Annotated in this window: 14 protein-coding genes; all 14 read right to left on the bottom strand. The window is 64.2% G+C overall.

All coding sequences use genetic code 11. The features are described from left to right. Positions 1–8 precede the first annotated feature (8 nt). Genes SARO_RS10925 through traL form a run of 14 tightly spaced genes read right to left on the bottom strand, consistent with a single transcriptional unit; the run spans position 9 to position 14,506 of the window. Entirely contained in the window at positions 9–2,711 is a 2,703-nt protein-coding gene (locus SARO_RS10925; protein ID WP_011445817.1) for a conjugal transfer protein TraG N-terminal domain-containing protein, read from the bottom strand. Between the two features lie 33 nt (positions 2,712–2,744). Next, positions 2,745–4,181, bottom strand: a complete 1,437-nt coding sequence (locus tag SARO_RS10920; protein WP_011445816.1) for a conjugal transfer protein TraH — start codon at positions 4,179–4,181, stop codon at positions 2,745–2,747. Position 4,182: 1 nt separating this feature from the next. Continuing rightward, positions 4,183–5,298 (bottom strand): conjugal transfer protein TraF, encoded by a 1,116-nt coding sequence (traF, locus tag SARO_RS20670; protein WP_011445815.1) that lies wholly within the window; start codon positions 5,296–5,298, stop codon positions 4,183–4,185. Beyond that, positions 5,295–5,942 (bottom strand): type-F conjugative transfer system protein TraW, encoded by a 648-nt coding sequence (gene traW, locus SARO_RS10905; RefSeq protein WP_011445814.1) that lies wholly within the window; start codon positions 5,940–5,942, stop codon positions 5,295–5,297. Before traW ends, traF begins: the two co-directional genes overlap by 4 nt. After that, complete coding sequence (locus SARO_RS10900; RefSeq protein WP_011445813.1) at positions 5,939–6,463, bottom strand: S26 family signal peptidase; 525 nt, start codon at positions 6,461–6,463, stop codon at positions 5,939–5,941. Before SARO_RS10900 ends, traW begins: the two co-directional genes overlap by 4 nt. Further along, positions 6,450–6,857, bottom strand: coding sequence for a type-F conjugative transfer system protein TrbI (locus tag SARO_RS10895; RefSeq protein WP_011445812.1), 408 nt, complete (start codon positions 6,855–6,857; stop codon positions 6,450–6,452). The genes SARO_RS10900 and SARO_RS10895 overlap by 14 nt, the downstream gene beginning before the upstream one ends. Continuing rightward, positions 6,854–7,246, bottom strand: coding sequence for a hypothetical protein (locus SARO_RS10890; protein ID WP_011445811.1), 393 nt, complete (start codon positions 7,244–7,246; stop codon positions 6,854–6,856). Before SARO_RS10890 ends, SARO_RS10895 begins: the two co-directional genes overlap by 4 nt. A gap of 29 nt (positions 7,247–7,275) precedes the next feature. Continuing rightward, a complete protein-coding gene (traC, locus tag SARO_RS10885; RefSeq protein ID WP_011445810.1) occupies positions 7,276–9,819 on the bottom strand; it encodes a type IV secretion system protein TraC in 2,544 nt (847 codons plus the stop codon). After that, the gene (locus tag SARO_RS10880; protein ID WP_011445809.1) at positions 9,819–10,628 is read right to left on the bottom strand and encodes a conjugal transfer protein TraV; all 810 of its coding nucleotides are present in this window, start codon (positions 10,626–10,628) and stop codon (positions 9,819–9,821) included. The genes traC and SARO_RS10880 overlap by 1 nt, the downstream gene beginning before the upstream one ends. A 4-nt stretch (positions 10,629–10,632) precedes the next feature. Continuing rightward, complete coding sequence (locus SARO_RS10875) at positions 10,633–11,547, bottom strand: DsbC family protein (protein WP_011445808.1); 915 nt, start codon at positions 11,545–11,547, stop codon at positions 10,633–10,635. Further along, positions 11,544–12,884 carry a TrbI/VirB10 family protein gene (locus tag SARO_RS10870; protein WP_011445807.1) on the bottom strand — a complete coding sequence of 447 codons (1,341 nt, stop codon included), beginning with the start codon at positions 12,882–12,884 and terminating at the stop codon, positions 11,544–11,546. Before SARO_RS10870 ends, SARO_RS10875 begins: the two co-directional genes overlap by 4 nt. Beyond that, positions 12,877–13,635, bottom strand: coding sequence for a type-F conjugative transfer system secretin TraK (locus SARO_RS10865; protein WP_011445806.1), 759 nt, complete (start codon positions 13,633–13,635; stop codon positions 12,877–12,879). The genes SARO_RS10870 and SARO_RS10865 overlap by 8 nt, the downstream gene beginning before the upstream one ends. After that, complete coding sequence (locus SARO_RS10860) at positions 13,635–14,207, bottom strand: type IV conjugative transfer system protein TraE (protein ID WP_011445805.1); 573 nt, start codon at positions 14,205–14,207, stop codon at positions 13,635–13,637. Before SARO_RS10860 ends, SARO_RS10865 begins: the two co-directional genes overlap by 1 nt. 11 nt (positions 14,208–14,218) lie before the next feature. After that, the gene (gene traL, locus SARO_RS10855) at positions 14,219–14,506 is read right to left on the bottom strand and encodes a type IV conjugative transfer system protein TraL (RefSeq protein WP_011445804.1); all 288 of its coding nucleotides are present in this window, start codon (positions 14,504–14,506) and stop codon (positions 14,219–14,221) included. Positions 14,507–14,514 lie beyond the last annotated feature (8 nt).

The raw sequence follows: 14,514 nt of genomic DNA, 5'->3' as shown, positions 1-14,514 counted from the left end.
GTTGCAGGTCACCACTCCTTCACATCATCGGCTGCTTCTGCACTGGCACCTTGGGCTCCCTTGGTGATCGCGTCTAGACGTCCCCTAGAGCCGGTAATCTTCTGGCGACCGGCCGCCTGAGCCTTTTGCACCTCTTCATGAAGATTGCCGGCACCCACGCGGGGCACTGAATCGGAACCCCCGCCGCCGGTCTGTGCCCGGCCGCGCACTGAGCCCGCGCTTGAGATAGCCGGTCGGGATACGGGCTGTCCGGGGACGAGTACGAGGCGATCGTCGATTCCGTCGCGAAGCTGCTCGGCATAACTTTCAATGAACTTTGCCTGCAATGCTTGGCCTTCCGGGCTGAGCTGGAACGTGACATCGTCGAACCGCGCATTGCCATAGAAATCGCGGTTGCTTTCGATCTCGGCGAGACCCCATTCGCGGTAGGCTTGGGACAAATTGAGGCTGCCTGCAGCGCTGTTTCCTTCGTAGAAAGAAGCCTGGCTCTCGAGACGATTGGCAAGCTCCTCGGCCCGACGAGCTTCGATTGTGAAGCTCTGGGCTTCTGTCAGAGATGCGTTCATGCCGCTCGCGGTGCTCGAGATCGACGAGCTTGATGAAGTGCTGACTGAGCGAACGAACCCATCGCGGGTGCTCGACCAATTGCGGCTGTCAGACATCTGGGACAGGCTCCCAAAGATGCGTGAGCGGTCTTCGGATGCGATACCGATGTCGCTGTCGGTCCATGTGCGTGTCCCACCGCCCTTCGCTCCTACGCTTCCCGAGAGCACGCCATTAGAAATCCCAGCTTTTGCCCCGGCCTCGCCACCCAGGAACCAAGCGGTAGAGATGTCATCTGCGACCCTGCGCGACAGCCCGAATTGCCGCTGCAGACTGGTCGATGCCTGATCGACCTCGCTGAATGCGGTCTGGATGCTGTCGGAATTCGAGGTACCGGTCGCGCTCTCGAAGGATGCGCCCCGGCTGAACTGGTCCCTGAGCTCGCGGAACTTCGTGACCGCGCTGGTCGTCGATTCCGTTGCGAAATTGGTATAACTCTCGCTGTTGGCGCGGGCCTGCGATGCCATCGTCGAAAGGCGCGCCGTGAATTCCTGGCCCAGCGTCGGCGTGAAGGGATAGCTGGAGGTCGGGATCTGGTCGTAGCTGCCGTCCGGAAAGCTCGTGGTCATTGCCCCGGTGTCGCTGAAGGTCCGCGTCTGCGGCGCGCCGTACGTGAAGCTTGGCGCGATCGTGCCTTGTGCGAATTGGCGGGTGAGGACGCTCGAGTTTTCGAAGCTGGTGTTGCCGAGCGAGACGTTGCCGGTACTCGCCTCCCGGGCCGCTTCCTCGGCCGCGTTCTGGCTCGGATTGAGGTAGCTCGTGGCGTGGTGGGAAATCGCCATGGCGCCCTTGGCCACACCGCCTGCCAGGAACGGCACCGATGCGATGAGATAGCCGGCCAGCAGACCGATATCGCTGTTGACGTCGGCCATTCCGGTAAAGCTCGCCAGGCTGAGGCCGTTGCTGCCTGTGACCGCGCTCATGTCGGCCGCGCCCTTGTACATCAGCATCATGTGGAGGATCACGAACAGCGGCCCCCAGGCCGCGAGATAGAAGAAGCCCGTCACATAGCCCTTGAGTGCGACAGGTCCCGTCTTGGGGAGCAGGAAGAGCGGGAAGAGCACCGGAAACAGCGCATAGAACAGCACGGTCAGCACGACGTTCAGGAGTGGGACCCACTTCATGGCGTTGCTCGCAATCGAGCCATAGGTCCGCTCGGTCTGAATGTCGGCGCGGGTCTGGGCGTAGACGTCGACATTGCCCGCGCCGCTGGTGCCGGACATCGAATGCATCGCCTGGCTCATCGCATTGATAGTCAGCGTCTGCTTGAAGATTTCGGTCGCGTTGGCCGAGACGCCGGTTAGGTACTGATAGGCCACTGGCAGGTCGGCAAAGAGCTTCGCCTTGGCGAGCGCGGTCGTCTGGTTGGGGTAAAGCTGACGGCCGAACACCGATCCCATCGCATCGACGAGGCCGGCCCACTGCGCATTGAGCGTGTCGTAGGCCTCGCGGCAGGTCACGATGTTCGAGCTCACCTGGCCTGAAGTGGCATCCCGGGTCAGGAAGCGCTGTGCGCGCGCCTGGCTTCCCGGCGCGATCGTCGCCCAGATGTCGCCGGTTTCTGCCAGCTCCTTCATCGAGTAGCGGCCGAGCAGGACGTCGTAGAACACGCATTGCCGGAAATGCTCGTCGAGATTGGCAGCAAACTCCGGATCGGAAATCCGCAAGGACCGGGTCGCATCGTAGAGCCGCGCGCCGTAGATCATCCCGTTTTTCGAATAGTTGAGATCTCCGGGCAGGCCGAACACCACTTCTGCCGAGCCCGTCAGATAGTCGCCGACCTGGCTGGTAAAGCTCGCCATCAAGGCCAGGCCCAGCGGCACGTTGCTGACATTGGCCGGGGCAAGGCTCGGATTGAGCCGGTCGGTCACATGGACCTCGAGCCGCGGCACCATTAGGCAGGAGTAGATGAGCGTTGCGCCGAGGAACCAGTTGATCCAGGCGCGCCAGTCCTGGTTGAACGCAAGGGTCAGGGCAGACAGGCCAAGCCCCATTACCATCACCACCTGGAGCAGGCTCTTGTAGCCCCCGTTGCCGGTCCAGGCGGCGACCGCCTGGAAGACGTTGACCAGATAGTCCCCGCCGCCGACCGTGAAAATCTCGACCATGTCTGTTGTCCCGCCTTGATGTGGTTGGCCCGGTCAGTGGGTAAGGGCGCGGCTCTGGACGCCGCGCGACCAGTCCAGCGATGCGGCCATTCCGGGCGACATCGAGGCGGCCAGCACGTTCTCGATGAACGCCGTCTTCTCGATGATCTGCAGCACCGCATTGACCTTGAGATGCGTGTTGGCCTGCCGGTCAGCGAGCGCCTGACGCACGACATTGACCTGATTCTGCCACATGGCGATCTTGGCTTCGTCGGCCCCGATGAAGCTCGACATCGAGCGGCCCGCCTCGCTCACTATCCGGTCGAGCACAGCAAACAGCAGGTCGACACTGGCGATCTCGGCCAGGGTCTCCCGGTCGTCGGTCGGCATGCCCCGGCCATAGGCCGCCTGGACGGTCAGGATCTTGTAGAGCGGGATAGACGCGACTTGCAGCAGTTCCTTTTGCTCTTCGCTGATCGCGGTGTCGTCGCGGATGGCCTGAACCATACCGCCGATGAGCGCAGCCACGCGCGGCCGCAGCGCTTTCGATGCCGGCAGGCTCAGCGACTTGAAGCCCGGGTTGAGGCACTTTTCCGGCTCGTCGCAGTCGAAAATGAGGACATTGCCATTCGCCGTGCCATCCAGCAGCGAAGTCACGAGGGTGGACGAGGCTTCGCCGACGATTGGCACGAACTTGCCCAGCTCATCGTCCTTTGGGGGCACGTATATTATCGTGCCGAGCAGCGTCATCGCATATTCGGCGAGCTCTTCGTCGAACCGGCCGCCTGGCGAGAAGAACGCCGACTTCTTGAGGATCGTCCAGGTGTAGTTGCGCGGCACCCCGGGATTGACGTCATCATATTTGCCTGAGCCTTGCGCGGTCGTGCTCGATCGCTGCCCCTTGGTGCCGCACCCATGCTTGGCCGCGGCATAGTCGGTGAAAATCCCTTCGGAGTTGCCGATCGCTTCGCAGATCGCCTTGTCGGCAAGGTCGCCCTTGGGCCAGATCCCGCCCACCAGACCCTGGGCCATCTCGCAGGAGTTGATGTTGAGGTTGTTCATGAGCTGAGCCTTCTGGCTGAACTCCTGCATGATCTTCGAGCATTCCGGGCAGACCGTGTCGATCGCTAGGCTGAAGGCAAAGCCGACAGCATTGTTCGCGACTGCCTTCAGCATCGCGACGATCTCGCTCGCGTTGATGAAGCTGAAGGACCCCGCAAAGATGTCGATGCCGCCGCAACCGGCGCGAGCGCGCGGCAACTGCAGATTGGCGATGTTGGTCGTCTTCTGCGGGAACCGCGTCCAGACATTGCCGAGGCTGTAATAGCCGGCCGACTGCCCCTGGAACGCGGTCGGTCCGTTGACGTTGGCAGCGCCCCCGACGTCGTTCAGAAACGAGTCCATCGAACTGCCGACGTCGGCCGATGCGCCAGACAGCGGGAGGGCGAAGGGGAGGGCGGCTGCCAGAAGCGCAGCGATGGCTCTTTTCATCCTAGTAGTCACGTCCAGCTTCCTTCGATGTGAGGAGGTAAATCCGGTCCTGAAGCTCGTCGGCGCTCATGACGCCGTAGCCGATCGGAATGGGGCGGCCGGTCTGCGCGTCCCAGAGCACGACCGCTGGCGTGATCTTGGGCTCGAGCCCCATGCGGCTGCGCTGGTTGGTCTCGACCGTGTAGTTCGGGAAATGCCGCGACGGGCCGCCATCGGTCGAAATCGCGCGCACGGCGATATGCCAGGTCGAGGCAACGCTCTGCACGATTGGCGACATGACTTCGCAAGCGCCGCAGCTCTGGGCGAAGAAGTAGAACAGCCCGTAGCGCTCGGAAAGCTGGGCCATCGCGGCGTTCCGTTCCGCGCTTCGCGAATCCTGCCACTGGCGCTTGCCAAGTGTCGAGACCGGGCGCTGCAGCGTGTAGTCGAGCTCGGGATCCTGCCAGATCGCCCGCTGCCAGACGTCGCTGAAGAGCGATGCCCGGTCGAGCTGCGCGCGCTGGAACCGGATATAGGCCGTCACATTTGCCGGCGTCGGCTCGAGGATCGCCTTGGCCTTCAGTTCGCGCAACGTCGCCGTGATCGCATCAAGTTGACTGGTCGCGCTGGCCGCAGGTGCTGGCGAGGGCGAATTCTGCTCCGGCGTCTTGGGCCGCTCGCAGTAGAACCAGTAGGCATACCAGTGGACATGCCACTGCGAGTTGTACTGCGTGGCGCCGCCAACCGCCGATGGCCCCGCCATCGACTTGAAGCCGATGTCGAACCCCGGATCGAGCTTCATCCCGCCGAGATTGACAAAGCACCATGGCTTCATGCTGACGTCGGCAAGCCGGACCGGCTCCCAGAACCCCATGGCGATGCCGGGCCGCAAACCGCAGAGGCAAACAGGGAGAGCCGGGTTGCTCGGATCGGGACGGCTTGACGGCCAGATCTTCAGGCCACCGATCGAGATCGGAAACAGGCACGACCAGCAGATGTCCGTGATCGGATTGACGAACTTGCCAGTGCAGCGCCCGGGGCCGGCCGCAGCCTGGGCAGGAGCACTGGATACGACGCTCAGGCTGGTGAGCAGAAGTGCTCCGCAAAGCCATGACAGAAGGCGTTTTTTCTTGCTCATGACGGCGCACGCTCCTTGAGAGGCACGGGCTGTTCGGTGATGATGAGCGCGCGGCCCTGCTGCTCGACGGTTGCGGGCACCGCGCGAATGCCAAAGTGTTTCACCAGCGTGCCGCCCTGATCGAAGTAGAAGCGCCGCTGACGGGCCTTCATGAGGTCGAGCGGCGCACCGGCTACGAGGATAAGCTTCGCCTTGGTGCTGGCATAGCGACGGGTGGCCCAGGCGAGTTGTGCCGGGTCGTCCCCATCGAGAAAGACGAGAGGTGCGCGCAGCGGCACGGTATCGAGCGGATTGACCCGCGTGCCTGCAGCAATGATGACCCGGCCCTTGTCGTCGGCAATATCGCGCGGGGCGGTGATCGTCGGATCGAAGCGCCAGCTGCGCAGCGCCGAGGCGAGGGTAACGCCAGCAACAGGCTCTGGCCGGTTGACCCGGGCGATCGTACGCTGCTTCAGCTCTTCGTTGAGACGGGCCGTTTCGCCGGTCTTCTCAAGCCGGGTGAGCCTGGCATGGATCTGCTGAAGCAGGTCCGGTTCGATGACCGGCCATACCGCGCCGTGCTGGCCGTAATCGCGAGCCATTGCCTGTGGTGCGATGGCCAGCGCCAGCGCAGTGGTGCAAACCGGCAGAGTGAGGAGCCTCACAGGATTGGCCTCCCGACCCCGAGTATGCGCGGTCCACAGATCCAACCGATCGCGGCATAGCGGCTGTCAAAGCCATCCTTGTGTTCGCTGGTGACGAAGTAGCAGCCTTTCGGCACGCGCCCCGTAGGTCCAAGCGCCAGCGGTTCGCCGAGGCGGCTCTCAAGCTTGGCCTTGGCCACGGCCTCACCGTTGACGAAGTAGATGCGGTTTTGCTCGGTGATGATGTCGCCCGGAACACCGCTCACCCGCTTGCCGAACGGCTTGGGCTTCGCCCCGAAATGCTTGACCAACAAAGGCGAGGTGGGCGGGTCGAACAGGATAATGTCCCCGCGATGCACGGGTGCCCCCCGCGTGACCCAGATGGCCCAGTAGGGCAGGCTGGGGCTCACATTGATCATAAGCGCATGGCCCTGCGCGAAGGCGGCAAGCGAGGAGAGCGCCAGTGCCCCGGCGCCGAGCCCGCCCCAAAGCACGAGCCGGCGCGCCGAAGCTGAGCGGATCAAGAGATCAGCGGGCAGCATCGGGAAGGGCTCCCATGCGGCGCATGACGTCGGCACGCACAGACCCGGTCAGGTCCGGCGTGCTCCCGGCGACCACTGCTTCGGCAACCAGAACTGTCCGGCCTTCGCGTCCGAGCGTCTGTACCGAGGCCTCCACGGCCTTGAGGTAGGCCTGGACGCGCAGTCTGGTTTCTTCAGGCGGCCGACCGGCACGCGCTTCGGCTTCGATGAAGTCGCCCAAGATCCGGCTCAGCTGGACCGTGACGACCTCGCGTTTTTCCAGGGTGAGCAGCTTGTCCGTCGCCCAGACACCCCACAGAACCTGACCGACCATGCCAGCGCCGACCACGACAGCGGTGAGATTGATCGCTGAAAGCCGCCCCCGCAGGCTTGATGTTGCCAGAATGTTCTTCACAGCTTTTCTCCCGAAAGTTCGCGGTCGAGATCGCGGATGAAGCGCGGCATGCGCCACACGACGACGAGCGTTGCGAGACCGATCAGAACGAGCTTGCACTGGCCGAGGAATGTCACGCGCCGTGCGAGGTCGGCCGCCAGGAAGCGGTCACCGAGATTGGCAACATGGGCGAAGAAGGCATCGGGACTGCCGCCTGACAACAGCAGGAAGAACAGCAGCGGCAGGCCCAGCGCCATCAGATAGGATGAGCCGAGAAACAGGCAGCCGCGAAGCAGGATGTAGCAGCCATCGGCCATGCGCGAGCGCAAGGTCTGCACCTGCGGGCTGACGGGCTGTTCGTCTTCGGACGGGTCGGTCCGGTCGAACGGGGTGACGAGGTGGAGAGGCATGGAGATAGGGATCCTTTGGTGATGGGGTGTCAGCGGTTGGGATGAGCGATGCGCTCGATGGCATCGGCGAGCTGGTGCCCGCGCGCGATCTCGGCATCGATGGCGGCGAAGGTTTGGGGCGAACTCGAGAAGAGCGTTGCCGAATAGTCATCGAGCACGAGCCGCCCGATCGCCTCGGTCTCCGGCCCCTTGATGAACACCTCGGAATAGTCGCTCCCGGAGCGCTTGAGACTGCGGATCAGCGTCTCGGTGCGATCGTCCATATCGAGGCGCTTGCTCGCCTTGAAATCGGCGATCGTCTCCGGCTTCTGCTGGAGGATCAGCATCCAGTCGCTGTTCTCGAGCGCCGCCGTTGCCCCGTCGGACTTGTAGTAGTCGTTGAGCGACTGGGTAGCGGTCGCCAGCGCGCCGCCATACTTGCGGCAGGTGCGGGCGTAGGTTTCGACGAATTCACCCATCGAACCGCCCTTGAGCATCGACCAGGCTTCATCGATCAGCAGAAGCTTGCGCAGCGACCTTGGGCTTCGCGTCATGGCTTGGCTGGTCATGAACATGATGGCTGAGAGGACGACGCTGCGCAGATCCTCCCGGCTCGCAAGGTCGGACATCTCGAAGACCGTGAAGTCCGCATCGAGGTCGAGGCTTGCCTGGCCTTCGAAGAAGGCGCCGTAGGTTCCGCCCGCCATGTAGGGGGCGAGCGCGGTTGCTATGTCAGCGGCAGTGTCATGGCCGAGACTGGCCAGCATCTCGCCGACGGTCGTAACTGTGGCTGCCGTGCCGTGCTGCGCCCAGACAAGGTTGACCGCCCGGTCGATCAATCCGCGCTCAGTATCGGTCAGCTTCGCGCTGTGGCGAGCCATCTGCCCGACGATGGCCTTGATCATCCCGAAGCAGTCGAGGCGGTAGTCCTCGTCTTCGGTGGCACGGGTCGCATCGATCATCGAGAACGGGTTGAGACAGAAGCCCGCTGCAATCGTGAACTCGACAAAGCGGCCGCCCTGCAGCTTGACCGAGTGCTCGAAGCTGCGGCCATCGTCGATCACGACCACCTGTGCGCCGGCACCGCGCAGCGCGGCGCACATCTCCTGGAGCAGCACCGACTTGCCCGATCCCGACTTGCCGCAGATCGCGACATTGTGGTTGCCGGCCTCGTTCTCGAACGGGGACCAGAAGAAGGGCTGGCCGCGCCGCCCGATGAACAGCAGGTGGGGGTGGGCGCTGCCGAGATACTCGCCCTGCATGGGCGCGATATTGGCGGCGGTCGTCGACAACACAGTCTTGAACCGCTTCAGCCGCTCCATGTCGGCGCCGAGTCCGTCAGCCAGGGTGAGCGGCATCGCGGCGAGCAAACCCTGGATCTGGAGATAGCGCTCGTCGGTAAGGTCCCAGCCCGCCGCCTTGTAGATCGATTTGATCGCCCGTTCATGGCGGTCGCCCTGGCCTAGCGGCGAATAGGCCGTCACGCCGTAGAAGACCCGCACGAGCCGACGGCCTTCCTGAAGCTCGGCCTGCACATGCTGCCACTCGGCGGCCTGTTCGCCGATCCGAGGCAGGAACCGGGCGCTGCGGGTCCCGGCGAGGCTGGTCGTCCGCATGAACTTGAATCCGGCCTTCGCCGATGCAGCCTCCTGGTCCGGATAGACGAGACACAGCATGGTGGCGGCGGGGCAGGGGAAGCGCAGCTTGTCGGTGAACAGGTCGCCGATCAGCCGCGCGCATTCCCACGGGGCCCAGCGCGATGGCATGTTGCGTACGGCAAAATGCCGGACATCGAAGGCATCGGGATAGACGGTCCCGATCTCGGGCACGCCGTCATTGACCTTGCCAGTGGGACGGAAACGCTCGGTGACGAGCCGCATGCGGTCTTCAGCCACCACCAGTTCGATGTCGTGGCGGATCGCCTGGGATGCGATTGGATCATTCGGGTTGTAGGGCACCGCATCGTCCTGCGGGGCGGTGGTGGGCGAAGTCAGATCATCGATGACAGCGATGAGCGCTTCCGGCCCGACTTCGACCACGCCGAGATTGAGCGACTTGAGCATCGCCACCAGGCCATCGCGGGTCTGCTTGAGATCCTCATTGCTGACCGACTTGGAGGTCGGCACCCCGACCGAGACGATCACCTGGTGATGCCGCGCATGGAAGGGCGCGTCCGGCGAGCCGGACTCCCATACGAGCGAATAGAGCCGCCGCGCCCGGTGCCGGGCAATTGCCTCGTACACGCCGCCCTGGATGTATCGTGGGGCGAACCACGGGGCGATGATCCTGCTGATGCGCGGGCTTGCAAGGTGGAGTACCTGAAGGCAGGCGCCTGCTGGCAGTCCTTCCGAGAAGAACTGTCCCAGGATTTCCCCGGTACGCTCGTCGGCTCCGATCAGCGGCGTAACCGAAAGGACAAAGCCCTTCGAGCGTGCGTTGAAGTACAGGCGGGTTGCCGGATCGTAGACCCGGTAGGGGAGCCAGTCGGAGAGCATGTCGACCATGAGCTGCGGGCGGGCTTTGTCGGCGTGCTCGGCATCACCCAGCAATCCGCTGAGCAGCCGATCGACGACGGTCTTGAGTTGTTCGGCCATCACTTGGGCTCCTTGGGCTGCGAGGTGCTGACGATCGGCTGTTCGCCGGTTCTGACTGCCGGGCGGATTGCAGCTTTCGCGGCTTCAATCGCCGCTGCGCTGGGGAACAGCGGAGCGCTCTGCCCCGCCTCAGGCCGAGGGGCTCGATCACGCGGGGGAGGCGACGTGTCGAACCCCTCGACCGCCGGTGCCTTGGCACCGGCAACGGCCTCACGCGCCGTGGAGGGGAGGACCAGCGGCGAGGCATCTGAAGTTTCGTTGAAGGGACTGGGGGCATCGGCGCCCGAGATGCCGCCAGCCTGACCCGCGTCGTCGCGTGCAGACGAGAAGGGCGACGCCTCATCAGGTACGTTCGGGTCTCCCTCCGCGCCGTCCGGTGCAGGGGCTCTCTGAGCGGCTTTCAGCTGCCGACGGACCTGGCGCATCAGGGATCCGCCCTGGTCCTCACCCGCCTTGCGGCGCAGCTCGGTGGCCCAGCGCGGATTTTCGACGACGGTCCAGGCGACCGCTTCGTCATGCAGCGTTCCAGCTTCATCGACATGAGCGGGGAAGACGACGCGCAAGGTGCGTTCCGCTGTGCGGCTGGTGTCGGCATCCACGACGCCTGACCTCTGCCGCGCGTCAGCATGGAGCAGCGTGCCGTTCGACAGATTGTCCGTCGCCTTGGCATCGATGACCTGAGCCGGTGCGCAGTCGCCCTTCGGCGCGCGGCAGGTGAAATCGCCCTCGACGTTGGTGCCGAACGTGGCGCAGCCACTGGCAAGACCGGCCAGACAGGCGCAGGCAAGGAGACGTGTCGGAAAACGCATGGGTCTATCCTTTGGGAGCAGGGGTGGGGGTCAGGGAGGGGCCAGCGCGCAGGAAGTCCCGGAGCACAGCGGCAGGCCGGAAGCCTTCGAGAACGGCGCCATCGGCGGGGCGCACGATCACAGGGGTGCCGCCAAAACCGTGGGCCCGCGCGAAGGCCTCGTTGGCATCGAGACCGCTCGTGTCGCAGGGTTTGGGATTGGCGAGCGCCAGACCCGAATAGGCCATATGCAGCGCCAGCTCAGGCCGGGGCGAGCACAGAACCCGTTCAGCATCGCGCCGGCTTTCGGCCCCGAAGATCGAGATCGGCCGCTCTTCAACCCGCGCTCCGATCGCCTTCAATTCGGCCTCGAGCTTCTTGCAATAGCCGCAGTGGAAGTCCGAGAAGACAACGACGCGCGGACCATTGGCAGGACCCCAGGTGATCGCGCCTTTGGCGGGAAGCTTGCCGAGCGGGACATGGCGCGGCGGGGAGTTCCGGGCTGACGCTGCAGCGGGGGGTGGATCGGCTTCTGCTTGCGTCTCGGGATTGCTGCGCCGCGCTGCTCCCGATGCCAACAGGTCGGGATTGAGGGCAAGCAATCGGGCGGCCGTCAGATCCTGACGGGCTTCCATGTCGTAGACCCGGCCGATTACCAGATACTTTGCAGCCCGGTCGACGTAGAAGAGCGTCGATTTGGACGCGACCTCGCACAGGCCGCCAAGGCCCTTGCAGTTGATCGCGTCGATCGGCGTCTTGGGCAGGCGCAGCTTGAGCGCCTCTCGAACTTTCGCCGTGTCCGGAGCGGCAGCAGGGGCAGCAAGGCTTGCCACACCCCATCCCGTCGCGGCCGACATGGCGATGATCGCCGCCAGTCCGGCGCTGGTACGCAACCAGCGGCGCCGACGATTGTCCTGCTCGAGGAGAGTATTTTCGATCATTGGGAGTTCCTCACGTAGACGCCGTCGAGGAACACGATCTCGACATCGATGCCGGTCGGCATCTCGACGACGGGTTGGTACTGTTCGGCGCGCTCGATCAGGTATTTGCTGACCGTGTCGGCAGCGTCGGCGGCACCCTGGCCAAGCCCGCCACCGAGAATGTCGCCGGCCGAGAGCTTGGAGCGACTGCCGTCAGGGTTGGTCGTGACGCCGGAAAAGACACTGTTGGCATTGGCCGAGAAGCCGCGCCCGAAGCCGCCGACGATCCCGGCCAGCAGGGCCTGGCTGACGAGGCTACCTTCGCGGCTGACGACGCGGCCGCGGACCCCGGACTTGCCAGCGAAGCTGATGAAGCCTTTGACCTCGCTCACTGCGACCCTGCCGCCAGGCTGATCGCAGGTCATGCGGGCGAGCTTCACGTAGACCTTCTCACTGCTGAGATCCCCGCGTGCCGCGCCGTTGACAACGCAGCCCTGGATCCGGGTGGTCAAAACCTTTCCGTTCTGCATGACCGAACGAGCAGGGCCGGTAATCCGAAGCACCACAGGCAGCGGATCGGTCTGGCTGGCGACGCCTGCCGAGGCATCGACGCCGACGATTACGCGTGCCGGCGCGTAGGAGTTGGGCGGCAGGTAATCAGGCGAATCTTCGACCACGACCGGTGGCGCATCGGGCCTGCCCACACGGAGGCCATTGGTCGCTGCCTTGTCGGAGCTGAAGCTCATCAGCTTCACCTCGCCAGGCGAAGGGATCATGCCGCCCTGCGGATCGCCTGCTGCGGCGCCGGTACTGGTTTGGGGTGACCGGGCCCTTGCGTCATAGCCGCCTGCCTGCGGCCCATAAGCCGGTGGCGGTACAGCCGGTGCCGGTGATGCAGGCTGCGCGGCAAGCCGGGTCTTGAGCTCGGCGTTCTCTGCCGAGATAGCATCGATCGCAGCCTGTCCGTCGACACGCATGGCCTGGTTCTCGGCTTTGAGAGCCGCCAGCTGCGCTTCGATCTCGCTTCGCGGAATGCTGCCGTCTTTCAGCGCCTTCTGTTCGCGCGTGACCGCATCCAGCCGGTTGCCATAAGTCGCGACGAACTCGCGCTGGGATAGGTCGCGGTTGACCAGGCCTGCCGTGTCGATCGTCTGCGCCGCATTGGGATCGCCGGTCTTGGCCTTGTCGTCGCCGCCAAGGATGAACCAGCTTCCGCCGATGAGGGCGAGTGCTCCCAGCGACCCCAGCAGCAGCTTCTGACGGCGCGCGGTGCGGGCGTTGAGCCCGGAAAGTTCGGACGATGCTGCGCTCTCGGCCTGCAAAGGGGCAGTGCCTGGCGTATGGGTTGCATCAGTCATTGCCGGTCTCCCCGCTTGCGCCGACAACAAAGGCCGTGGTGCTGGCCCCGGGTTCGAGCTTTGGCTCGGCGATCGAGACGGCGAGCGTGTCGCGCGGTGCGAGATCGCGTTCGGCGAGCGTCACGCTTTTCGCTCCGCGATTGTGGATGCGGACGACCTTCCCAGTGAGGCTGGCGCCGCGATAATCAGCGATGAGCTGGACTTCGAGATCGCCGACCCGTGCGGGTATGGCAGTCGATTGGCGGACCTCGAAACCGTCGACCGTCCGGTCATTGGCCATCGCCTGGATGAGCCTGACGGCGCTGGTCTCGATCGGGGTCTGGCTTTCCCAATCCGCCGCCCGGTTCTTCGCGATGGCGGGGTTGGTGATGAAGACCTGGGTCGCCGGAATTTGCTCAACCCGGCACGCGACCTTGTAGACGAAGCCCTTTTTCGTGGTGGTGAAGAAGCTGATCGACCGTGCCGCGTAAGTTTCCGGCACCGACACATAGATGTCGCCGCGCACAGGCTCGTTGGTCACTGCAAAGTCGTTGTAGGGCGTCCCGGTCGAGATCTTCGAGACGCTGGCGAACTGGTCGTCGACCAATGCGAAGCGGGTCAGCTCTCGCGCTGAAACGATGCACTCGATTCCGGCGCCATCGGCGGCCTGTTTGAACTGGTCGGCCGCATGGGCAGCCTCAGCTGCTACGGCGAGCAGCGCCGCCGCGCTCAGAAGTAGGACCCGTGCGTGGGCCGCCGATCGGTAAGCCATCACTGGGCCTCCTTGGATTTTTCCTGTGGGGGGAGCTGCACAAACCCGGAGAGCGCGAGGCGCAGGCCGCGGTAAGTCCAGCTGAAGCGGAAGCGGCGTTCGTCACTCGCAATCACCTGCGCGCCGACGAAGGTCTTGAGCGTGCCCGTCACATCCGAGGTGAGGCCTTTCGGGTCGACAGTCATCGACCGGATCACGAATGCCTGGGTGACATCCGAGCCCCGCTGCTCTTCGACGATCCGGACGAGCTCGGCCTTGAGGCGGCCATAGCTTGCAGGATCAGCGAGCTTCAGGATCTCGTTCATCCAGTAATCGAGGCCTTCCGGACTGCGATTGAGAAGAACAAGGGCCGCATCGCGGGTGACGAGCTCGAGATAATCGGCCTCGACCCCGGCACTGCTCACGGTGAGCGCTTTGGGAACGGTCGGAACCAGTACCACTTCGCGGTCGCGGGTGGCGGCAAGGCTCCCGGCGACGACCAGTGCAAGGCCAAGGCCGGCACTGGTGAGCGCAAAGAGGTTCCGCTGGCGCAGCAGCGATTGCTGCCGTTCGTGGGATATGTCGGAATACATGGAAGTGCCCCTCAACCGGCGAGTAGTCGGCAGTGAGAAGGCGGCGTTGCCTTGAGGCCCAGAAATCCTGCTGGCAGATACCAGTATGCGGCGTGGGCTACCCAGGAGCTGGCGCGTCCTGCTTTTGCCTTTCGCAATGCGAACCAGGCGCCGAAGGCGACTATGATGCCGATAAAGATTTGCTGGGTGAGGATCCCCCAGGTGAAGGGGGCCAGCATTCCCGCGAACTCGTCGATGGTCCAAAAGCCGATAAGCTCCGGGTCATCGAGCCGCCGAGGAACGATGTAAGGGTCTGCCATGGCGACGC

The sequence above is a fragment of the Novosphingobium aromaticivorans DSM 12444 genome (genome assembly GCF_000013325.1).
Taxonomy (GTDB): Bacteria; Pseudomonadota; Alphaproteobacteria; order Sphingomonadales; family Sphingomonadaceae; genus Novosphingobium; species Novosphingobium aromaticivorans.
This window is presented reverse-complemented; position numbering and strand designations above follow the sequence as displayed.